General features: G+C 33.5%; 19 protein-coding genes. 8 read left to right on the plus strand and 11 right to left on the minus strand.

All coding sequences use genetic code 11. The features are described 5' to 3' along the window. Positions 1-834: 834 nt before the first annotated feature. Positions 835-1479: a response regulator gene (locus tag QVA17_RS02070; RefSeq protein ID WP_027431104.1), complete on the minus strand. Its 645-nt coding sequence runs from the start codon at positions 1477-1479 to the stop codon at positions 835-837. A gap of 17 nt (positions 1480-1496) precedes the next feature. Continuing rightward, entirely contained in the window at positions 1497-2486 is a 990-nt protein-coding gene (locus tag QVA17_RS02075; RefSeq protein WP_103952682.1) for a sensor histidine kinase, read from the minus strand. Between the two features lie 288 nt (positions 2487-2774). Here QVA17_RS02075 and QVA17_RS02080 point away from each other — a divergent pair, with 288 nt between their 5' ends. Then, a complete protein-coding gene (locus QVA17_RS02080) occupies positions 2775-3722 on the plus strand; it encodes an alpha/beta fold hydrolase (protein ID WP_074521901.1) in 948 nt (315 codons plus the stop codon). An 83-nt stretch (positions 3723-3805) separates the two neighbouring features. Here QVA17_RS02080 and rsmG read toward each other — a convergent pair whose 3' ends face one another. The 8 genes from rsmG to rpmH all read right to left on the minus strand — a co-directional run bounded on the left by rsmG (position 3806) and on the right by rpmH (position 10978). Then, positions 3806-4531, minus strand: a complete 726-nt coding sequence (rsmG, locus tag QVA17_RS02085) for a 16S rRNA (guanine(527)-N(7))-methyltransferase RsmG (protein WP_287386132.1) — start codon at positions 4529-4531, stop codon at positions 3806-3808. Positions 4532-4546: 15 nt separating this feature from the next. Continuing rightward, a complete protein-coding gene (mnmG, locus tag QVA17_RS02090; protein ID WP_027431108.1) occupies positions 4547-6436 on the minus strand; it encodes a tRNA uridine-5-carboxymethylaminomethyl(34) synthesis enzyme MnmG in 1890 nt (629 codons plus the stop codon). 23 nt (positions 6437-6459) lie between these two features. Next, positions 6460-7836, minus strand: a complete 1377-nt coding sequence (mnmE, locus tag QVA17_RS02095) for a tRNA uridine-5-carboxymethylaminomethyl(34) synthesis GTPase MnmE (RefSeq protein WP_074521899.1) — start codon at positions 7834-7836, stop codon at positions 6460-6462. Between the two features lie 138 nt (positions 7837-7974). Then, complete coding sequence (gene jag, locus QVA17_RS02100; RefSeq protein WP_287386134.1) at positions 7975-8823, minus strand: RNA-binding cell elongation regulator Jag/EloR; 849 nt, start codon at positions 8821-8823, stop codon at positions 7975-7977. A gap of 43 nt (positions 8824-8866) precedes the next feature. After that, positions 8867-10078 carry a YidC/Oxa1 family membrane protein insertase gene (locus QVA17_RS02105; protein WP_287386136.1) on the minus strand — a complete coding sequence of 404 codons (1212 nt, stop codon included), beginning with the start codon at positions 10076-10078 and terminating at the stop codon, positions 8867-8869. After that, positions 10075-10350, minus strand: coding sequence for a membrane protein insertion efficiency factor YidD (gene yidD / locus QVA17_RS02110; protein ID WP_051195389.1), 276 nt, complete (start codon positions 10348-10350; stop codon positions 10075-10077). The genes QVA17_RS02105 and yidD overlap by 4 nt, the downstream gene beginning before the upstream one ends. Positions 10351-10377: 27 nt before the next feature. Further along, positions 10378-10719: a ribonuclease P protein component gene (gene rnpA, locus QVA17_RS02115; protein ID WP_027431111.1), complete on the minus strand. Its 342-nt coding sequence runs from the start codon at positions 10717-10719 to the stop codon at positions 10378-10380. A gap of 124 nt (positions 10720-10843) precedes the next feature. Next, positions 10844-10978 carry a 50S ribosomal protein L34 gene (gene rpmH / locus QVA17_RS02120; RefSeq protein WP_027431112.1) on the minus strand — a complete coding sequence of 45 codons (135 nt, stop codon included), beginning with the start codon at positions 10976-10978 and terminating at the stop codon, positions 10844-10846. Between the two features lie 730 nt (positions 10979-11708). On the opposite strand from rpmH, the gene dnaA reads away from it, so the two are divergent. The 6 genes from dnaA to gyrA all read left to right on the plus strand — a co-directional run bounded on the left by dnaA (position 11709) and on the right by gyrA (position 20665). Next, positions 11709-13067, plus strand: a complete 1359-nt coding sequence (dnaA, locus tag QVA17_RS02125; RefSeq protein ID WP_027431113.1) for a chromosomal replication initiator protein DnaA — start codon at positions 11709-11711, stop codon at positions 13065-13067. A 370-nt stretch (positions 13068-13437) separates the two neighbouring features. After that, a complete protein-coding gene (gene dnaN, locus QVA17_RS02130) occupies positions 13438-14541 on the plus strand; it encodes a DNA polymerase III subunit beta (RefSeq protein ID WP_027431114.1) in 1104 nt (367 codons plus the stop codon). 131 nt (positions 14542-14672) lie between these two features. Next, positions 14673-14888, plus strand: coding sequence for an RNA-binding S4 domain-containing protein (locus QVA17_RS02135; RefSeq protein WP_027431115.1), 216 nt, complete (start codon positions 14673-14675; stop codon positions 14886-14888). Between the two features lie 24 nt (positions 14889-14912). After that, on the plus strand, positions 14913-16013 hold the full coding sequence (recF, locus tag QVA17_RS02140) for a DNA replication/repair protein RecF (RefSeq protein WP_027431116.1): 1101 nt from the start codon (positions 14913-14915) through the stop codon (positions 16011-16013). Between the two features lie 48 nt (positions 16014-16061). Then, entirely contained in the window at positions 16062-17984 is a 1923-nt protein-coding gene (gene gyrB / locus QVA17_RS02145; RefSeq protein WP_027431117.1) for a DNA topoisomerase (ATP-hydrolyzing) subunit B, read from the plus strand. A gap of 53 nt (positions 17985-18037) precedes the next feature. Beyond that, on the plus strand, positions 18038-20665 hold the full coding sequence (gene gyrA / locus QVA17_RS02150; RefSeq protein WP_287386140.1) for a DNA gyrase subunit A: 2628 nt from the start codon (positions 18038-18040) through the stop codon (positions 20663-20665). A 114-nt stretch (positions 20666-20779) separates the two neighbouring features. On the opposite strand, the gene QVA17_RS02155 is transcribed toward gyrA, so the two are convergent. After that, on the minus strand, positions 20780-22492 hold the full coding sequence (locus QVA17_RS02155) for a GGDEF domain-containing protein (RefSeq protein WP_287386142.1): 1713 nt from the start codon (positions 22490-22492) through the stop codon (positions 20780-20782). A gap of 181 nt (positions 22493-22673) precedes the next feature. Between QVA17_RS02155 and QVA17_RS02160 the strand changes: the two genes are divergently transcribed. Beyond that, entirely contained in the window at positions 22674-23516 is an 843-nt protein-coding gene (locus QVA17_RS02160) for a fumarate hydratase (protein WP_287386143.1), read from the plus strand. The last annotated feature ends 6 nt before the right edge of the window (positions 23517-23522 follow it).

Consider the following 23522-nt stretch of genomic DNA (forward strand, 5'->3'; position numbering starts at 1 on the left):
GTAATGTTCCACGTGAAACTTCACGTAAATAACTATTAAATATTATATCACTTCGTCAAAAAACTATCCATAGTTTTTTCCATTTTGTTTCACGTGGAACATATGATTTTTTAAAAAATTACGATTTTTAAGATGTGTTATTATACCTCTGAAAAATTGTGTTTTTTTGATAAAGTAATATTGAGGATGGAAAAACAAGAAATATAAAATGGATTTATTATTGTTGTATTGAATTCAAAGTCATGTCATTATTATCTAAACAGTATATAATAGTTATTAATTCTTATTTTATTATCTAGCTTATGGATTATTATTCTATAATATACTACAATCGCTATTAGTAATAGCTATTATTTTTATTCTTATACCGCATATATCAATCATCTAGTCTATCTTCAACTAGGTTTTATGCCTAATTTAAAATGTTTCACATGAAACATTAGCTTCTGAAAACCTGTATTTAGCAGTATTTCCAGCTTATATGCGGATTGAATATATAGTTTCAACTATTATCTTATCTAATATCTTATCTAATATCTAATCAAATATCATTTTACCATACTTGAATGTTTCATGTGAAACATCGCATAAGAGTCTATAATATAGCTAATAATTAATCCCTGCTTCAACTTATGTTTCATGTGAAACATCATATATTAATAGCTAAATTCATACCAAGATAATTATAGCTAATGTTTCATGTGAAACATAGAATAACAATTCACACTCTACTTGAGATAATTCTCTATATGTTTCACATGAAACATAATAATAAAAAAGAGGATTTGATTAATCAAATCCTCTTACTTTTCAATATTGATAGCTATTAGCTAATTACTTTATTGAAATAATATTGTTTTTAATAGCAAAAACAGCAGCTTGAGTTCTATCAGAAACACCGATCTTCTTAAATATATTAGATACGTGATTCTTTACTGTTCTTTCACTTATATTTAATGTAGAAGCGATTTCTTTATTAAATGATCCTGCAGCAATCATTTTAAGTACTTCGATTTCTCTCTTAGTTAAGTCGCTTAACTTTTCATTCATTACATCTCTTTCTGCAAGGCTTGCATTAAGTAATGGCATTAAGCTTGGCTCAACATAAGTATCACCAGCATATACTGCAAAGATTGCTTTCTTTAATGTATCAAAATCTGAATCCTTTAATACATATCCATCACAACCTTCATCTAAAGCCTTAACTAAATACTCTACTTCTTTATGAATTGTCAAAATAACTACTTTACAAAGCATTTTCTGTTGCTTCATTATACTTAAAACTTGTAAGCCATCCAAGTTAGGCATATTAATATCTAATAGAACTACATTGGGCTTCGTTTTATTTGCTAAGTTTAAGCATTCATAACCGTCTCCTGCTTCACCAACGACCTGAATTTCATGGTCCATCTCAAGCAATTGAATAAGCCCCTCTCTGACCATTCTATGATCATCTGCTAGTAAAACGTTAACTGCCATAAAAACCCTCCCGTTTTTTACTTTATTGGTATTGTTATAGTAAATGAAGACCCCTTGTGATTAGAAAAACTTATCACCCCTTTAAGTAATTCAACACGTTCCCTTAACATCACCATACCAAAACCTGTTTTATTATATTTTACATGTCTTTGATTATCGAAATCAAATCCGATACCGTTATCTTTATGTTTAAGTACTATCTCATTGTTGGTTTTCTTAATACTAATATCGACCTTACTGCATTTAGAATGTTTAATTGAGTTACTAGTAAGTTCGTTTATGATTCGTAAAATACTTATTGCAATAATGTCGTCCACATTATCATCACCAATAAAGCTATAATTAAAAATAATATCGCTGGAATCTTTTAATTTAGAAATGCATTGATTACATGCAGCTTCAAATCCTAAATCCTTGACTTGTCCCATACGTAAATTTGAAATAATCTCTCTTAATTCGTTTATACAATCTTTAAGTGCTGTTCTTCTTGATTGTAATTCTAGCTTTGCTCTCTTTGCATCTTGTTCAATTAATTTAATAATAAATTCATCCTTATATGACAAAGCCGTCAATGTTTGTATTACTGTGTCATGAATATCTCGAGAAATTCGTTCTCTTTCAAATTCTATACTTCTAAGTATATCTTTAGAGATTTCTGTAGTAGTATCATTATCCTGTAAATCATCGTCATTGATTATATGATCTAAATTTTCTATCTTTTGCTCTATTAACTTCAACCGATCCTTATAAGCAATGTCCTCTGATAGGATTTCCTCTTTTGTTTTATTTAATGTTTCAAGTTTGATTGCTAATTCATCGTCAAAATTGGTGGAATGAAAAGCATAATCATCTTTTCCCATTTTTTCCTTAAGCTCAGATATCTCATTATCAATAGAGACAAGTTTAGAGTTACCAAGTTGAATATCATTTTCTAATTCTAGTTTCTCAAGCTGCCAATATCTGAATTCTTCTTCAATAAACTCCTGTGCCTTTTCTCTATTATACATATTTGCTCCAATACTTAATAAACAAAAGATTTAATATATGGTACCTACACGTTCTATAGTACCATAAAAATAGTAAAAATGTAGTTGTTTTTTGCACTTTTTACTACTACCATAAAAATTTTAACCTATTTTGGACTAGAAATAAAGTACTTTTTTACTATTTATATAATACTTGAGTAATTTAGATTTTAAATTTGTATTTTGAAATTATTGTTTGATAGTTAGTCTTTATTAGACTATAATATTATATAAGAAAATACTAATTATTTAGTAATTCGGAGGTAATATATGAATAAATGGCAAAAGCTCGGTCTTTTTGCAGGTGTCTGTACAGCCGTTCTTACAACAGCACACCTTATAAATAAACTTATCTTTAGTACAGCAACATCGAAGGGCATCACAGATAAACGTATTAACTCATGTTATCCTTGGAAATTTGGCAATATCAGCTATAGTGTACAGGGATCTGGGAAACCAGTTTTGTTAATTCATGATTTAAGTTCCTTTAGTTCATCATATGAATGGGATAATGTTATAGATATTCTCGCAGAAAAGCATACTGTTTATGCAATCGATTTACTTGGATGTGGAAACTCTGACAAGCCAAATCTTACATATACAACTTATATGTACACACAGCTTGTAGCAGACTTTATTAACAATGTTATTACCAAAAAGACTGATGTTATCGCAACTTCAGCATCTGCTCCAATTGCAGTTGCTAGTGCCTTTAACAACAAGGACATCATTAATAACATCATTTTAGTAAGTCCAGAATCAATTAAGACAGCAATGTTAACACCAACTAAGCAGTCTAAGATAACAAGAATTATTCTTGAGACACCTATTATTGGTACTTTAGTTTACAATATTTGTGCTAGTAAAGGTTCTATTAACAATACAATGGCTAATCACATTTTCGCAAAGGGTGAAGTTCCAAGCGACTTCCTTGACGCTTATTATGAGTCATCACATTTACAGGGCGCAGCTAGCAAGCACCTCTACACAAGTAAGGAGTGCCACTACACAACTGTTGCCATTGCTAGACTTTTAGCTTCTGTAGATAATAGTATCTACATTATCGGTGGTGAACTTGATAATAATGCAAATGTTATCGAAGAATATACTGATTTAAATCCAGCCATTGAAACTTATTTTATTCCTAATGCAAAAAAACTTCCTCAGGTTGAAGAACCAGAAGAATTTGCAAAGCAGGTTGAGATTTTCTTAGCTTAATAAAAGCTAATAGAACTAAATAATTTTGTAAAAAAATTACCCTGAAACCACACAATCACAGTTGGTTTCAGGGTTTTGTTTATTTATGAAAGTGGCTCCTTTGTAGGAAGTCCAGCCTTTCTTGGATACTTTTTTGATGTTTCTTTAACCTTCTTTATAAGGACTAAAGATCTGTCTATATCTGTATTTGGTAATCTAAATTTAGTGATTTTTTCAAGCTGTCCACCTAGTAATTTAATGGCTTTCTTTGCATTTTCAGCTTCTTCATCAATCTCTCCAGACTTCATAGCTACAAAATAGCCACCTAGTTTAACATAAGGTAAATTGTACTCTGCAAGGGATGATAAATTAGCAACTGCACGAGAAATCGCAATATCAAACTGCTCTCTTAATTCCTTGTTTCGTCCGCCATCTTCGGCTCTACTGTGGATAGTCTTAATATTTTCAAGACCTAATTTATTGATGACCTCGTCTAAAAACTTAATTCTTTTATTAAGAGAATCAAGTAGGACAACGTCTACATTAGGAAATGCTATCTTTATTGGAAGGCCAGGGAAACCAGCCCCTGTACCAACATCTATAAGTTTTATCTTATCTGAATTAATAAGTTTGTTTGGATCAAGCACTAAGCTATCTACAAAATGCTTTAATAAAACCTCATCATATTCTGTTATACCTGTTAGGTTCATGAATTCGTTCCATTCAACAAGTGTCTCATAATACTGATTGAACTGCTCTAACTGCTTTGAATCGATTTCAACACCTAATTCTTTAAGATTATCTATAAAAAGCATTTCTTCTTTTTTCATTATGCTTAATCCTTTCTACTTTGCAAGATTGCGTCTGTATGACTCTAAATAAACCAATAATACAGAGATATCTGCAGGTGATACACCTGAAATTCTTGAAGCCTGGCCAATTGAACGAGGCTTGAATTTATCTAGCTTCTGCATAGCTTCTTTTCTAAGACCTGAAATAGCAAAATAATCTAATTCTTCAGGAATCATCTTACCTTCAAGCTTCTTAAAATGCTCAACCTGTCTTAGCTGACGGCTAATATAACCTTCATACTTAAGATTGATATTAACCTGTTCCTGAACATCCCAAGGAAGTTCTGGTCTATGCTTATCAATTGGAGCTAATACTTCGTAATTTAGCTCTGGACGTCTAATTAATTCTGCAAGGGTTACACCTGTTGTAAGTTCTGTTGATCCGTTTTCCACAAGAACCTTCTGAACTTCTTCACTTGTCCCCACATTTACAGTTTTTACACGTTCAATTTCTTCATCTATGAGTCTAATCTTCTCATTTAACTTATTCATACGCTCATCACTAATTAAACCAATCTTGTGACCATACTTTGTTAAACGTATATCTGCATTATCCTGTCTTAAAACAAGTCTGTATTCTGCTCTACTTGTCATCATTCTGTATGGTTCAGATGTTTCCTTAGTTACTAAGTCATCTATTAATACACCAATGTAACTCTCTGATCTATCAAGAATTAATGGCTCTTCTTTCTTTACATAAAGCGCTGCATTTATACCAGCAATAATACCCTGTGCTGCAGCTTCTTCATAACCTGAACTACCATTAAACTGACCACCAGCAAATAAACCGCTAATCTTCTTAAATTCAAGAGAAGACTTTAACTGAATTGCGCTGATACAGTCATATTCGATAGCGTAGGCATTACGTACGATTTTTACATTTTCAAGGCCAGGAACAGTTCTATACATAGCATACTGAACGTCTTCTGGAAGGGAACTACTCATACCGCCAAGATACATCTCGTTAGTGTAGAGACCCTCTGGTTCAACGAATACCTGATGTCTGTCCTTGTCTGCAAATCTAACTACCTTATCCTCAATTGATGGGCAATATCTAGGTCCTACACCGTGGATATTTCCTGAATAAAGTGGTGATCTATCAAGGTTATCTCTAATAATTTTGTGAGTCTCCTCGTTAGTATATGTCAACCAGCATGAAACCTGTTCTTTCTGGATTGATTCAGGGTCTGTTGTGAATGAAAATGGAACAACTCTTTCATCGCCAAACTGCTCCGCCATCTTAGAAAAGTCGATAGAACGCTTATCTACTCTAGCTGGAGTACCTGTCTTAAATCTTCTTACTTCAATTCCGTTATCAATTAAGCTCTGTGTCAAATGATTTGCTGCCTGAAGGCCGTTAGGGCCTGTATATTGGCTTACATCGCCATAAATACATCTAGCCTTTAAATATACGCCAGTACATAAAACTACTGCCTTAGCGAAATATTCAGCGCCAGAAACTGTCTTAACACCAGCGATAACACCATCATTTACCATGATTTCAGAAACCTCGCCCTGTCTTACTGTTAAATTATCAGTATTCTCAAGCACCTGTCTCATATGTCTTGTGTAGTCCTGCTTATCAGCCTGTGCACGTAATGAGTGAACAGCAGGGCCCTTTGAAGCGTTAAGCATCTTTGATTGTATAAATGTAGCATCGATGTTCTTACCCATTTCGCCGCCTAAGGCATCAATTTCTCTAACAAGATGTCCCTTAGAACTACCACCGATATTAGGGTTACATGGCATCATAGCGATACTGTCTACACTTACTGTAAACACGATTGTATTTAAACCCATTCTGGCACTTGCAAGGGCTGCCTCACAGCCTGCATGACCTGCACCAACAACTACTACGTCATATTCTTCTTTAATATTATGCATGATAACTTCCTCGATTCTTACATTTACTTACCCATACAGAATCTTTCAAATATTCTGTTCGCCAAATCATCTTCTACTTCTTCACCAACAATTAAACCAAGCTTTTCATAAGCAGTCATAAGGTCAATTGTAAGAAAATCCTCACTTACCTCTGCTTCAATTCCCTGCTTTACAAGCTCTAAACTTGCAACTGCTTCAGTTAATAATTGTTTGTGTCTTGCACTAGTTATGTAGACTTCATCATTTACTTGAATGTTGCCACTAAAGAACATTTCCTTAATCTCATCCTCAAGATTATCAATACCAATCTCCTCTTTTGCTGAGATTGAAACTACCCTAGCATTAGGCAAATGTTTCATAATATCTTCTTTAGAAACAACCATCTCAAGATCAATCTTATTTAGAAGAACTAAAACCTTCTTATCCTTTATTAAGGACATAATTTCAAAATCATTATCATCTAAATCACGTGTTGAATCCACAACATAAATAACCAAATCTGCATCCACTGCGTACTTCTTAGCTTTCTGCACACCAATGTTTTCCACAATGTCATCTGTCTTTCTAATTCCTGCTGTATCCACAAGATTTAGAGTGATTCCAGATAGGTTAATTGACTCCTCAAGTACATCTCTTGTAGTGCCCTCAATGTCAGTAACTATGGCCCTTTCAGCCCTTGCAAGGACATTGAGAAGTGATGACTTACCAGCATTAGTTTTACCCAATATTACAGTGCTAATACCATCATGTATAATGCGCCCATTTTCAAAGGTTTTCAACAGTTTATTCACATTATCCACAAGGTTATCCACATCTTTTGTCATCTTATCTACATTATCATTAATATCAATATGTTCTGGATCATCTAGTGCAGCCTCAATAAAAGCCACATTATTTAAGATAATCTCTCTATATCCTTTAATCTTTTCAGATAATTTTCCATTTAATTGCTTTACAGAGGACTTTAATGCTAAGTCATTCTTGGCATTAATAATATCAATTACGGCCTCAGCTTGAGATAAATCAATACGTCCATTTAAGAAGGCACGCTTTGTAAACTCGCCTGGTTCTGCTAGTCTTGCACCACTCTTAAGGACTATCTCTAAAATCCTTTTTGTTACAAGTATTCCACCGTGACAATCAATTTCAACAATGTCCTCACGTGTATATGTATTAGGAGCTTTCATTACAATAACTAGCACTTCATCTATTAGTTTATCCTCATAGACGATATTGCCATAATGAACTGTATGAGAAGCTACATTTTTCAATTTAATATTCTTTTTTGACAAAAATAAGCTATCAACTATATCGATTGCTTCACTTCCGCTTACTCTTATTATACTAATTCCTCCACTAGACATGGTGCTAGTAGAGATAGCAGCTATTGTATCAACCATAACTTTCCTCTTAATCTTAACTCATTCTTAAGTCTAATCAACAAGACTTAATTTAACCTATATCTTTACAAAATACAAGACAAGATGAGTGAATATTGCCTCACCCATCTTGTCTGTAATAAACATGTTTTATACAAATTAATATCTGTTGTTATATCTATTATTGTTGTCTCTTCTATTGTTATATCTGTTATAGCTATTAGCATTAGCTGGCTTTTCCTTATCAAGGAATACAACAACATGTCTAAATGGCTCTTCGCCTTCAGACTTTGTAGAAACAAACTTATCATTCTGAAGAGTTGAATGAATAATTCTTCTCTCATATGGATTCATTGGCTCTAATGAAACAGCACGTCTGCTTCTCTTAACCTTATATGCAATATTCTTTGCAAGGGATTCAAGAGTTTCCTTACGTCTATTTCTATAGTTTTCTGTATCGATCTTAATACGAACGTACTTTTCCTTACCCTTATTAACAACAAGGCTTGTAAGGTACTGGATAGAATCAAGTGTCTGACCTCTCTTACCGATTAAAACACCCATTCCTTCACCAAGAAGTTCAACATTAACGCTTTCTTCAACTTCGTCAAATGTAATCTTAACATCAACATCCATATTCATTGCCTTAAACATATTGTTAAGGAATGTAGAAATTCTTCTTTCAATTTCTTCGTTAGAAAGTGTAGCCTTAGTCTCTGTCTTAACTTCAGCTGTTGCTTCTGTCTTAGCTTCTACAACTTCTTCAGCCTTAGGAGCTTCTGAAACTACTGTTTCTTCCTTTACAGGAGCTGTTTCTTCAAGAATTACTGGCTTATGACCCTTTTTCCAAGCCTTAATTTTAGCATCCTTAGAACCAATTCCTAAGAAACCGTTGCTACCCTTTTCAACAACATCATATTCAATATCATCACTAGTTGTGCCAAGCTCTAAACAAGCATTAGTAATAGCCTCTTCTAGTGACTTTCCTGTAACTTCAACAAAATCCATTACTTTTCCCTCTCTTCTATATTTATTTTATTTGTGATTATAACTACTTCTTATTACTTTCGTTATACTCTGAAACCATATTAGCTTTTGATGCTAAAGAACCAGCCTTAGAATGGTTAACATTCTTTGCTGCAGCCTTTAAATCAGCAATCTTCTTATCATTAGCATCTTTCTTTGCCTGTAAATTACGTACTCTATCTTCAGTAGTTACCTTCTTAGCACTAACCTTAGCGTTCTTAGTTATTGTTTCAGCAGGTAAGCCCTGTTTAGCTCTCTTCTTATTACGCTTTTCAATGTTCTTTTGAACAATAGCATCTGTACCAATCTTATCATAATATCTGTTGATGCAAATGTACATAATAGTCTGAATTACAGCTGTAGCAATCCAATATAAACCAAGACCTGCAGGTACTGAGATTGCAATGAAAGCAGACATAATTGGCATAAATAATGTCATCATCTTCATTGATGCTGCTGCTGGGTTATCATCATCAGTAGCCTGAGACATACCAGCCTGTGAAACCTTAACACTAATAAACTGTGTTACACCAGCTAAAATAGGAATTAAGATAGGTAAACTAAGAGAAAAACCAGGTGCCTGAGACATATTAACACCTAAAAATGTGTTAACTTGCTTAATCTGGTTATAATTATCTGTAATTAACTGGCTCATAGAAGGAAAAGCTTCCTTTAACTGATTCCACTGATCAGCTGAAAAACTGTTTAATCCAACAATTGCAGCCTTTGTTGAAGACCAATCCACATTGCTAGCAATACTTGATAATGTATCCTGATAACCATCAATACTTGAAAGTCCAGTTGAACCATTACCTAAGATATTAGTAAATAATACCTTAATTGATGAAATATAAAGAGGTATCTTCTGGAATACCTGATATAATGCAAATAAAATAGGCATCTGAATTAATAACTGAACACATGAGCCCCACTGTGAAACACCGTATTTCTCATATACAGCCTTTGTTTCAGCCTGCATCTTTAACATTGCATCTTGGTCTCCACGCTTATCCTTATATTTATTCTGAATCTCTTTGATTTCAGGATTCATAATAGAAGTAAGCTTTGACATTTTCTGCTGCTTTACTGTTAGTGGTAACATTAAAAGTTTAACCAATAATGTGAAAACAACAATTGCTATAGCAACATTTCCAATACCAATAACATCTAGACCCTTATATAAAATGTCAAGAATGGCACCTAAAAATGTAGCTATAGGTTGAATTATGTTATTCATTCTTTACTTTTTCCTCCCTGTTTACGATGAAATCTCTTACGCCACTGGTATTTACCAACTGGGACTGGATCAAATCCAGCTCTAACAAAAGGATTGCATCTAAGTATTCTTTTGAAAGCCAACCACCCACCTAAGATAACTCCATACATCTCAACCGCCTCCATAGCGTATTGAGAACATGTGGGAATATAAGCACACATCTTTCCACCCTTATAAGGCGAAATTGCAAGCTGATAGAAACGAATCAGCTTTAAAACTATCTTTTTACCTATATTCTTCACTAGTAACTTCCTTATCAACTACTTATATATTCTATGTAGTCTTAATAAATGTATCATTGACTCCGCTGTTTCTTTATAACCCTTATCTTTAAGATTAGCTCTAGCTACAACTACATAGTCATAACCATCGGGTATGTGATCAGTATTAAGACGAAAAGCCTCCCTAATCAATCTAGCTAATCTGTGTCGGACAATACTATTCCCGACTTTTTTGCTCACAGATACACCAAGTTTTTTCGTATCCGTTCCGTTCTTTCTTATATACATAATCAAATTTCTATTAGCCATAGAAACTCTATTATCGTATACATTCTTAAATTCAATATTACTTCTTAATGTTTCGAAATCCTTGTACTTCATAAACACCCTACCAAACTATTCTTTTATTCTTCATTATTATAAATCTAATTGCCTAAGATTTAAAATCAATCTTAGAAAATATAAATAAAAAAGGACCTTCTAATAAGAAGGTCCAATAAAGCTATTAAGCTGAAAGATTCTTTCTGCCCTTTGCTCTTCTTGCTGCTAAAACTTTTCTTCCGCCTGCGCTGCTCATTCTTGCTCTGAAACCATGAACCTTAGCTCTCTGTCTTGTTTTTGGCTGAAATGTCATCTTCATACTATATACACCTCCTTTATTACCACTTTATGTATATGGTAGGAATAATTTATCTTGTAAAAATTCAAAACATCCCTCTAATTATATTTATTCGATAGATGAAAGTCAAGTAATTCAAAATCGAAAAAGCCATAATTTTGACAAATCCCCACTAATCCACAATTTATACAAAGTTATGCACATTTTGTTGATAACTTGTGGATAAGTGGGGATTTGTATCTGAATAACTGTGTGTAAATCTAAAAAATCCCCTATTCATGCGCCTTTGGACTGTGTGTAATTTATCCACAGCTACGTTAATAGTTGCATTTTATCAACTATTAGCTAAAGTTTTCCACAATCTAAATTGTGGAATTTGTGGAGAAATCCACAAAGCCCCTAACCGTGCGGGTTTCATATCTATAATATAGATTACTAAGAATAGTTAGAGCCATTTTTATTAAAAATGTTACTCCTTTTTAAAGGCTACTCAAATCCTTATTTCTTGAAAAATCCACTTAAATGATGTATTATGTTATGGAATGTGTTTTTAGTGGAAATCTACCTAAATTATAGCCATTTAGGGCTAATTACATTTTCAAAATCCGCAATATAGATAAAGAGTGCTTTATATGATTGGCTAAAGACTGACTTTTACACAAGCTGTTTTTACTTATTATATAAGGTAGACATTTTTTATTTACTTAGAATTTTCTTCTTTATCTATAACTAACTATTTGGAGTAATAAATATGGAAGAATTAATGAGTAAGTGGGAGGAAATACTTACCACATTTAAAGAACAACATGATATTCCTGACGTTTCTTTCAAGACATGGATTGTACCAATTCAGCCATATTCTGTTGATGGTGATAATATAACTTTAGTTTATTGCAATAAGAAAGATCAATCATCATCATCTGCTGATTTAGGTATATCTTACATTGAAAAGAAATATCTAAGTTTATTAGAGGCAACTACAAGCGAAGTGCTTAATAGAATTTGCCATCTAAGATTAATCTCTGATGCAGAAAAGAAGAAGGAAGAAACAAGAAAGACTTCTAATTCTTCTAATAATATTGCTATTCAGAATCTTAATCCAGCTTATGTTTTTGATACTTTTGTCATTGGTAATAACAACAACCTAGCTCATGCTGCATCTCTTGCAGTAGCTGAGACACCAGGCCAAGTGTATAACCCACTATTTATCTATGGTGGTGTTGGACTTGGAAAGACTCACCTTATGCAGGCGATTGCTCATTACATTATTGATAATGATCCAAGCAAGAAGGTATTGTATGTTACATCAGAAACATTCACTAACGAATTGATTGAATCAGTAAAAACTAATAAGAACTCAGAATTTAGAAATAAATATAGAAACATCGATGTTCTTCTTATCGATGATATTCAGTTTATTATAGGTAAGGAATCAACTCAGGAAGAGTTCTTCCATACTTTTAATGCGTTATATCAGGATGGAAAGCAGATCGTTATTTCTTCAGATAGACCTCCTAAGGAAATGGAGACATTATCTGACAGATTAAGAACTAGATTTGAGAGTGGTTTACCAGTAGATATTCAGATTCCTACTTATGAAACTAAGATGGCTATTATTAATAAGAAGGCCGAGACTCTCAAAATCGATTTACCAAACGATGTTAAGGACTATGTTGCTACTAATATAAAGTCAAGTATTAGAGAGCTAGAGGGTGCGCTTACTAAATTATCTGCATTTTCAAGACTTTCTCATACACCAATGACTGTTGAATTTGCAGAAACAACATTAAAAGACCTTATTTCACCAGATTCTAAGAAGGAAATTACACCTGAATACATCATTCAGATTGTTTCAGAGCATACACATGTATCTGCAGACGATATTATTTCCAAGAAAAGAAGCGCTGGTATTGCTTATGCAAGACAGATCGTTATGTATTTATGTAGAGAGATGACTTCAGCACCTCTTCAAGCCATCGGTAGTGCCTTAGGTGGACGTGACCATACAACGGTTATCCACGGTATTTCAAAGATGCAGGAAGAAGTTGCTAACAATCCTCAAACTAAGGAAACTGTTGATATTCTCATAAAAAAGATCAATCCAGATTGATTTTATTAACAAATACTCACAGGTTATCCACAGTTATCCACCGACTTATTAACAATTTGGGCTGTTTTTAGACAAATTTTTGATAACTATGTGGATAACTTGTTTATCAGATGTTACTTATATGTTAATTGAACTTTATAACTCATTTTAATGATTTTAATTAAATTTTTGACTGGGACTTATCCATAATTCATTCACATCAAAAATCGATCGTTTTAACACAGTTATCAAATTCAAGCAACCCAGTAGCAGTAAGGCTTCAACATATTTTTAAACTTTTCCACACTGCCTACTACTACGACTACGAAAATATATATATTTATATATGGCGACAGAGTCGCATTAATAACTGAAAGGAGTTTTACACATCATGAAATTAGTTTTTACAAAATCTAATTTAACTAAAGCAGTTAATATCGTAATGAAAGCTGTTCCTACTAGAACAACAATGACTATCCTTGAATGTATCTTAATTGATGCAACTACTAATGTTATTAAATTTACAGCTAACGATATGGAACTTGGTATCGAGACTATCGTTGAGGGTGACATTATTGAAAAAGGTAAAGTAGCTTTAGATGCTAAGTTTTTCTCTGAATTTATTAGAAAACTTCCTGATAATGAAATAACATTAGAAACAGACAATAATTTCGTTGCTACTATTGAATGTGAGAACACAAAGATTAATATTGCAGGTAAGTCTGGTGAAGATTTTTCATATCTTCCAGCTATTGTTAAAGAAAAGAAGATTACATTATCTCAGTTTAGCTTAAGAGAAGTAATCAATCAGACACTTTTCTCTATATCTATGTTAGATAATAATAAATTAATGACAGGTGAATTATTTGAAGTATCAGATAATAAGCTTAAGGTTGTTGGTCTTGATGGACATAGAATTGCTATTCGTAATGTAACTTTAGAGGAACACTACAATACAATTAAGGCTATTGTTCCAGGTAAGACATTATCAGAAATTAGTAAGATTTTATCTACTGATGCAGAAGCTATGGTAAATGTTTACTTTACTAATAATCATATTCTTTTCGAATTTGATAATACATTAGTAGTTTCAAGATTAATTGAAGGTGATTACTTCAAGATTGATCAGATGTTATCTAATGATTACGAAACTAAGATCACTATTAACAAAAAGGAATTCTTAGAATCAATAGATAGAGCTAACTTATTCATCAAGGAAAGTGATAAGAAGCCAATCATTATCAGCATCCAGGATGGTTCCCTTAAGGTAAATGTTAAGTCAGCTATCGGTAACTTTGATGAGAACATCGAAATCAATAAAGACGGTAAGGACATTATGATTGGTTTCAATCCTAAATTCCTTATTGATGCATTAAGAGTAATCGATGATGAAACAGTAGATATTTACTTAGTTAATCCAAAGTCTCCTTGCTTTATTAGAGATAAGGAGCAGAATTATGTTTATTTAATTCTTCCAGTTAATTTTGTAGCTTAATACCGGTTAAATTTAGATTTAACCTAGTATTTTTGTTAGATATTTTTAAAATATACTTCTCTTGAGACTGTGTCGCTAAAACGATACATTTTCAAGAGAATATAGATAAATCAAAGGTTAGAAGGTAAAGTATGGAAGTAGTTCAATTAAGAGATGAGTTTATTAAACTTGGTCAGGCTTTAAAACTTGCAGGTTTAGTAGAGTCAGGAGTAGAAGCTAAGATTGTTATTCAGGATGGCCAGGTAAAGTTAAATGGTAACGTTGAAACTCAGCGTGGCAAGAAGCTTTACGATGGTGATGTAGTTGAATACAACAATCAGCAGTTTACTATTAAAGCTAATAATTAATAATAAGATTTAAGCAGGTGCAAAGTGGTTGTAGAATCAATTGATTTAAAGAATTTCAGAAATTATGAAATTTTAAATATTAATTTCGATAGCAATGTTAATATTATTTATGGCGATAATGCTCAGGGTAAGACTAACATTTTAGAATCCCTTTATCTTTGTTCAACCTCAAAGTCACATAGAGGAAGTAAGGATAAAGAAATTATTAAGCTTGGTACAAGCGAAGCTCATATTAAAGTGAATGTTAAGAAAAACGGCATAAACTATCGTATCGATATGCACCTTAAGCATGGAAAATCTAAAGGAATTGCAATAAATGGAATTCCAATAAGGAAAGCTGTGGAATTATTTGGTATAATTAACATAGTGCTTTTCTCTCCGGAGGATTTAAATATTATTAAAAATGGTCCTAGCGAGAGAAGAAGGTTCATGGATATGGAACTTAGCCAGTTGGATAAAATCTATCTAAGTAACCTTGTTAATTACAACAAAGTAGTTAATCAGCGAAACAAACTTTTAAAAGATATATCCTTTAATCCATCAAAAGAATCCCTAGAGACACTGGATATTTGGGATATACAATTAGTAAAGTTTGGTAAAGAGATAATAAAGGGAAGAGTAAGATTTATTAATCAGCTAAACGAAATTGTTGCTGATATTCATAGTAAGCTTACTGGTGGTAAGGAAAAGCTTGAAATCAAGTATATTCCTAATGTTTCAGAAGATAATTTTTATGAAAATGTATCTGAGAGTCGAGACAGAGACCTAAGATATAAAGTTACTAATGTTGGACCTCATAAAGACGACTTAGTTTTTTATATCAATGGACAGGATGTTAGAAAGTTTGGCTCCCAGGGACAGCAAAGAACAGCAGCCCTTTCCCTAAAATTATCAGAAATTGAACTAGTTAAGATAATCATCAAGGATACACCAATACTTTTACTAGATGATGTTTTATCTGAATTAGATAGCAATCGACAAAATTTTCTTATTAACAGCATAGGTGATATTCAAACAATTATTACCTGTACAGGTCTAGACGAATTTATCAATTCAAGAATAGACGTTAATAAGATATTTAGAGTTGTTAACGGTCAGGTTTTTGACTACAAGGAAGAAGACTAAGACCTATAAATTGATAAATTAAAGTAGTACATAGAAGGAGGAATCATAGTGGCAGAGCAGAATTATGGTGGAGATCAAATCCAAGTTTTGGAAGGTCTCGAGGCTGTAAGAAAAAGACCAGGTATGTATATTGGAACTACATCTGGAAGAGGACTTCATCATCTAGTATATGAGATAGTAGATAATGCAGTTGATGAGGCACTAGCAGGATACTGTGATACAATTAATGTTTTCATAAATTCAGATAATTCAATAACAGTAGTAGATAATGGTCGAGGAGTTCCTGTAGATATTAATCATAAGACAGGAAGACCAGCGATTGAGGTAGTTTATACAGTTCTTCATGCTGGCGGAAAATTCGGCGGTGGCGGATACAAAGTATCCGGCGGTCTACACGGTGTAGGTGCATCTGTAGTTAATGCTTTGTCATGTTGGCTCGAAGTTCAGGTTAAGAGAAATGGACATATCTATCAGCAAAGATACGAAAGAGGTCACATTTGCTATGATCTTAAGATTGTTGGTGATTGCCCAGTTGAAGAAACAGGAACTAAAGTTACATTCCTTCCTGATCCTGAAATTTTCCAGGAAACAACAGAATATGATTTTGATATTTTAAAGCAAAGACTTAGAGAAATGGCCTTTTTAACAAAGGGTATCAAGATTGTTTTATCTGATTTACGTGAAGGTAAAGAACGTGAAATGACTTTCCACTATGAAGGTGGTATTAAGGAGTTTGTTGCTTACTTAAACAAGAGTAAGGATACACTTTACGAACAGATTATTTATTGCGAAGGCGTTAAAGACAAGGTTCAGGTGGAAGTTGCCTTCCAGCACAACGATGGATTTAACGAAGTTTGCGATTCATTTGTAAATAATATTAAGACTCCTGAAGGTGGTACTCACCTTACAGGTTTTAGAAATGCCTTAACTAAGACATTTAATGACTATGCAAGAACAGCTAAAATCCTTAAGGATTCTGATCCTCAGTTATCAGGTGATGATATCCGTGAAGGTTTAACTGCAATTGTTTCAGTTAAGATTGAAGATCCTCAGTTTGAAGGTCAGACTAAGCAAAAGCTTGGTAACTCAGTAGCTAGAGGTGCAGTTGATAGTATTGTAAGTGAGCAGCTTACTTACTTCCTTGAGCAGAATCCACAGGTTGCTAAGTCAATTTGCGAAAAATCTTTACTTGCACAGCGTGCAAGAGAAGCTGCAAGAAAGGCTAGAGATTTAACAAGAAGAAAGACAGCACTTGAGAGTACTTCACTTCCAGGTAAATTAGCTGATTGTTCAGATAAGGATCCTAAGAATTGTGAAATTTACATCGTTGAGGGTGATTCAGCCGGTGGTTCAGCTAAAACTGCTAGAAGTAGAGCAACACAGGCTATCTTACCACTAAGAGGTAAGATCCTTAACGTTGAGAAAGCAAGACTTGATAGAATTTTAGGAAATGCAGAAATTAAGGCAATGATTACTGCATTTGGTACAGGTATTCATGAAGACTTTGATATTTCTAAACTTAGATATCACAAGATTATTATCATGACTGATGCCGATGTTGATGGTGCTCATATTGCAACATTACTTTTAACATTCCTTTACAGATTTATGCCAGAACTTATTAGACAAGGTCATGTTTATCTTGCTCAACCTCCTCTTTATAAGATTGAGAAGAATAAGAAGGTTTGGTATGCCTATAATGATGACGAATTAAACAAGATTATGACAGAAATTGGCCGTGACCAGTCTAACAAGGTTCAAAGATATAAGGGTCTAGGTGAAATGGATGCAGAACAGCTTTGGGAAACAACTATGGATCCAGAAAAGAGAATCCTTTTAAGAGTTGGAATGGAAGATGATGATGAATCAGAACTTGATGTAACATTCTCAACACTTATGGGTGACAAGGTAGAACCAAGACGTGAATTTATCGAGGCTAACGCTAAGTACGTAAAGAACTTAGATATCTAGTAACTTAAAATATATACATGAATTACTATAAATTCTAGAAAGGACATAAAATAATGGATGAGCATATCTTTGATAAAGTTCAAGAAGTAGATATGAATAAAACGATGCAGAATTACTACATCGATTATGCCATGAGTGTTATCGCATCTAGAGCTTTACCCGATGTAAGAGATGGGTTAAAACCAGTACAAAGACGAATTTTGTATTCAATGATAGAGTTAAATAATGGACCTGACAAGCCACACAGAAAATGTGCGCGTATTGTTGGTGATACAATGGGTAAATATCACCCACACGGTGATTCTTCAATTTATGAAGCCTTAGTTAAGTTAGCTCAGGAATTCAATACAAGATATCCTTTAGTTGATGGACATGGTAACTTTGGTTCAGTGGATGGCGATGGCGCCGCAGCTATGCGATACACTGAAGCTAGACTTAGTAAAATCTCTATGGAAATGACTAGAGATTTAAACAAGGATACTGTAGATTTTATCCCTAACTTTGATGAGACAGAAAAAGAGCCAACAGTATTACCATCAAGATACCCAAACCTTTTAGTTAACGGTACTTCAGGTATTGCTGTAGGTATGGCCACTAATATTCCTCCTCACAATTTAAGAGAAGTAGTAGCTGCTGTAGTAAAGATGATAGATAATAAGATTTTAGAAGATAGAGATACCTCTATGGAAGAAATCTTAGAAATAGTAAAGGGCCCTGATTTCCCAACTGGTGGTACAATCATTGGTAAGTTAGGAATCGAAGAGGCTTATAGAACAGGACGTGCAAAGCTTAAAGTACGTGCCGTTACTAATATTGAGCCAATGCAAAATGGTAAGAATAGAATTGTTGTATCAGAATTACCATACATGGTAAACAAGGCTAAGCTTATTGAGAAAATTGCAGAATTAGTAAGAGATAAGAGAATTGACGGTATTACAGATTTACGTGATGAGTCAGATAGAGAAGGTATGAGAATTGCCATCGAACTTAGACGTGATGTAAATCCTAATATCATCTTAAATCAGTTATATAAGCATACTCAGTTACAGGATACATTTGGTGTAATCATGCTTGCTCTTGTAAATAACGAACCTAAGGTTTTAAATTTACATGACATGTTATTCTATTACTTACTTCACCAGGAAGAAGTAATAACAAGAAGAACACAGTATGATTTAAACAAGGCTGAGGAAAGAGCACACATTTTAGAAGGTTTAATGGTTGCCCTCGACAATATCGATAGAGTTATTGCAATTATTAGAGGTTCTGCAAATGTAACAATTGCCAAGGAAGGCTTAATTAAAGAATTTGCTTTAACAGAAGCTCAGGCTCAGGCAATTGTAGATATGAGACTTCGTGCTCTTACAGGCTTAGAGCGTGATAAGATCGAAGCTGAGTTAAAAGAACTTCATGAAAAGATTGCAGAATACAAGGCAATTCTTGGAGATAAGAAGTTATTACTTGGCGTTATTAAGACAGAAATTCAGGAAATTGCTAATAAGTACGGTGATGATAGAAGAACATCTATTGGATTTGATGAATTCGATTTATCAATGGAAGACCTTATTCCAGATGAGCCATGCATTATTACAAGAACTAACTTAGGCTATGTAAAGCGTATGACTCCAGATAATTTCAAGTCTCAGAACAGAGGCGGTAAGGGAATTAAGGGAATGCAGACAATTGATGAAGATTACATTGAAGATTTATTCATGACAACATCTCATCATACACTTACATTCTTTACTAATAAGGGTCGTGCTTATAAGTTAAAGGCATACGAGATTCCAGAATCTTCAAGAACTTCAAGAGGTACAGCAGTAATTAACCTTTTACAGTTACAGCCAGGTGAGACAATCACTGCAGTTGTACCAGTTAAGGTTGAGAAGTTACAGGATAAGGATTACCTCTTTATGGCAACTAAGAATGGTATTGTTAAGAAAACACCAGTTAGAGAATTTGCCAATATTAGAAAGACAGGAATTCAGGCTATTAATTTACGAGATGACGATGAGTTAATCGAAGTTAAATTAACAGATGATAATACAGAAGCCCTCATGGTTACTAAGTTTGGTCAGTGTATCAGATTTAAGATTACAGACGTAAGACCAACAGGACGTTCAGCAATGGGTGTCATTGGTATGAACCTTAATGACCAGGATGAAGTTATTGGCGTTCAGCTCAATAGCCAAGGTAGTGAAATGCTTATCGTATCTGAAAATGGTATGGGTAAGAGAACTGATATCGAAGAATATGCTGTACAGCATAGAGGCGGTAAAGGTGTTAAGTGCTACAAGATTACTGAGAAGACAGGTAATGTTGTAGGTGCAAAGGCTGTAGATGAGAATAGAGAAATCATGTTAATCACTACAGAAGGTATTATTATTAGACTTAAGTGTTCAGATATTTCTAAGCTTAAGAGAATTACATCAGGTGTTAAGTTAATTAACTTAGATGATGGTGTAAATGTAGCTTCACTAGCTAAGGTAAGACAGAAGCCAGCTAATGAATCAGGTGATGATGTTGAAGGATTTGAATCAGAAGAAGCTGATGATGAAGAAATTTCAAAGCCAGTAGAATCTGCATCTGATACAACAGAGACTGAAGAAGCTAGCGAATTAGATAATTCCCTTGATGAATTATTAGATAGAGCTAAGGAAGATCAAGAAGAAGAAGAATAATTTAAGTTAAATTGTGATTTAACTCATAATTCTAAATAAAAACCCCGCTAGTTTAAACTAGTGGGGTTTTTAATACTTATATTAAATTCTATACTTTTTCAACATATTAAGATCCTATAAGCCATATTTGTTGATAACATAGGCGCAGATCTTAGCCATAAGACGATAATTGTGGATATTATTAGTATCCCAGGTAATTCTTATCTTAGTTGCCTCAATTGATAAAACGTATCTATGATTATACTTATCCTTAAACTTGATATGAATAAAAGCCTGAACTCCTTGCTTTTTAAGTGGTTCATAGACAGCCGGCGCATGATTGTTAAGAATTGAAATATTATTAATCAACAATACATTGTCATATTGATAAATACTGTTTAAGTCCTCATCAAGAATATAACTTGAACAGGCCTCAATGACCTCTCTATCAAAATTATTTCGACTAGCAATATGAACAGGTCTAGCATTTTCATCATAAATTATAACTCTCTGGAAATTTTGAATATAACTAAAGGCATCAAGAACCTCCTGGATTCCGACTTCCTCATCATCAGTTAACTTAGCAAAAAGCTTACATAAAACCTCGCTAAGAATTAAATTGTTACGACCATCAATATTTAAATCATGATTTGTAGCAGAATCCTGCTTAATTTCCTCTAAAGACTTGAGTCTTGCAGGTGTATAAATAATATATCTGTTTCGACCAAGGTCCTTAGCAACATACAAACAATAATCTGCGATGGTAAATAAATCTGTATAGTTATCAGCATCCTTAGGATAACAGGCACAGCCAATAGATAGTGAAACCACTGGTTTTCCCTCATCATTAGGAGCATAAGTTGCATTTACAATATTTTTTAAACTACGTAAAATTTCTCTAGTTTTCTCCTCGTTATAACCATTATGAAGAACAACGAAAAATTCATCACCACCGAAACGTCCTACAATTCCGGCATTTCCAACCTGTTGCTTTATGATATCTGAAATGGAACGTAAAACCTCATCACCTTTTAAGTGACCAAGGCTATCGTTAACATTTTTAAAATAATCAATATCAATAATAGCAATTGTAGTACCTTCGCGGTGCTCAATATCTATCTGTTTTACAGCATAATTAGTAATTTCGTTTTTAGTTAATGTACCAGTTAATGAGTCAATCATTGGCTTATTAGTAGTTGTAGTAATCGCTCTAGAATTCTTATGAATAAAACCAGTAGCTCTTAAAAACTCGCCATTGTTATAAATTGACATACCTCTAACTTGTACAAGATCTTCCGAATTATCGTCATCGAAAATGTATTCAAAAGACGATTCTCCATTTTTAAGGGAAGATATCAATCCATTAGAATCTCCAGGAATTCTTTTTGAAAAATCCTCAAGAGATATAACCTCATAATCCCTGCCATCAATAGTTGGTTCATAAATTACAACATCCATCTTATCAGGATAGTAAACTAAAATCTTGTCATTATAAAGATTTAAAACATTGTAATCCACTGATTGATGTTTAATAAGCTGCATATGCTCATCAATCAGTTTGTTCATTTCAACACACTTAATAGCAATCTGGCTCTTGTTTGGACCTGGTGAAATTTTCATAATATAATCAAGTAAAGTTCCAATCTGTGAATACATTTTTATAATAAAATAAGATGAATCCTTATTTAAAACCTTGTATTTAAAAAGCTCAAGGTCACTTTCTCCAATAAATTTCTCGAAAGTAAAATAAAGTCGTTCACCCATAAAATTATAAAATTCAGAATCAGCAGATAGAATATCAAAAGTGTCTGAATTAACTATTAAGTTGTGAATATAACTATCATTCATACTATAACCCACGTTGTAAATAAATTTACAATCCCCATTTTATTTCTACGCGTCAAAAGTATATCATATACCGATAAAAATTACTATTAAAGTATAGCTATTTTTAATTTAAACAGATATAATAATTAGCGTTATACTAGTCTGATAAGTTAGACTATTCTCATCTAGGAAGGAAAAAATTATGAGAGAAGTTAATGTATCATTAATTACACAGAATCTTAAGGAAATGTGTATCGAGGCGAATCATTTTTTAACACCAGATATGGCAAAGGTGTTTAATGAGGCTGTTGTTGAAGAAAAATCCCCACTCGGAAAGCAGGTTTTAAACCAGTTAAAAGAGAATTTACAAATCGCTGGAGACGAGATGATACCAATCTGCCAGGATACTGGAATGGCAGTAGTTTTCATAAACGTTGGTCAAGACGTTCATCTAGTTGGCGGCGATATCACAGATGCAATCAATGAAGGTGTGCGCCAGGGTTACGTTGAAGGCTACCTTAGAAAATCCGTGGTAAAAGATCCAATTTACCGCGAGAACACTAAGGACAATACCCCAGCAATCATCCATTTTAATATAGTTCCAGGCGACAAGGTTGATATTACCGTCGCTCCAAAGGGCTTTGGTAGTGAGAATATGAGCCGCGTATTTATGCTAAAGCCAGCAGATGGAATCGAAGGTGTAAAGAATGCAATTCTAACAGCTGTTAAAGATGCCGGTCCTAACGCCTGTCCACCAATGGTTGTTGGCGTAGGTATTGGAGGAACTTTTGAAAAATGTGCACTCCTAGCAAAGAAGGCTCTAACCCGTGACCTAGACGAAGAGTCATCAATTGAATATGTTAGAGACCTAGAAAAAGAAATGCTAACAAAGATCAATAAACTAGGAATTGGCCCAGGAGGACTAGGCGGAACAAAGACTGCACTAGCAGTTAATATCGAAACCTATCCAACACATATCGCTGGCCTACCAGTAGGAATTAATATATGTTGCCACGTTAACAGACATTCTCACAGAGTATTATAATTATCA

Origin of the sequence: Lachnospira sp. (assembly GCF_016290755.1) — a bacterium.
Lineage (GTDB): Bacteria > Bacillota > Clostridia > Lachnospirales > Lachnospiraceae > Lachnospira > Lachnospira multipara.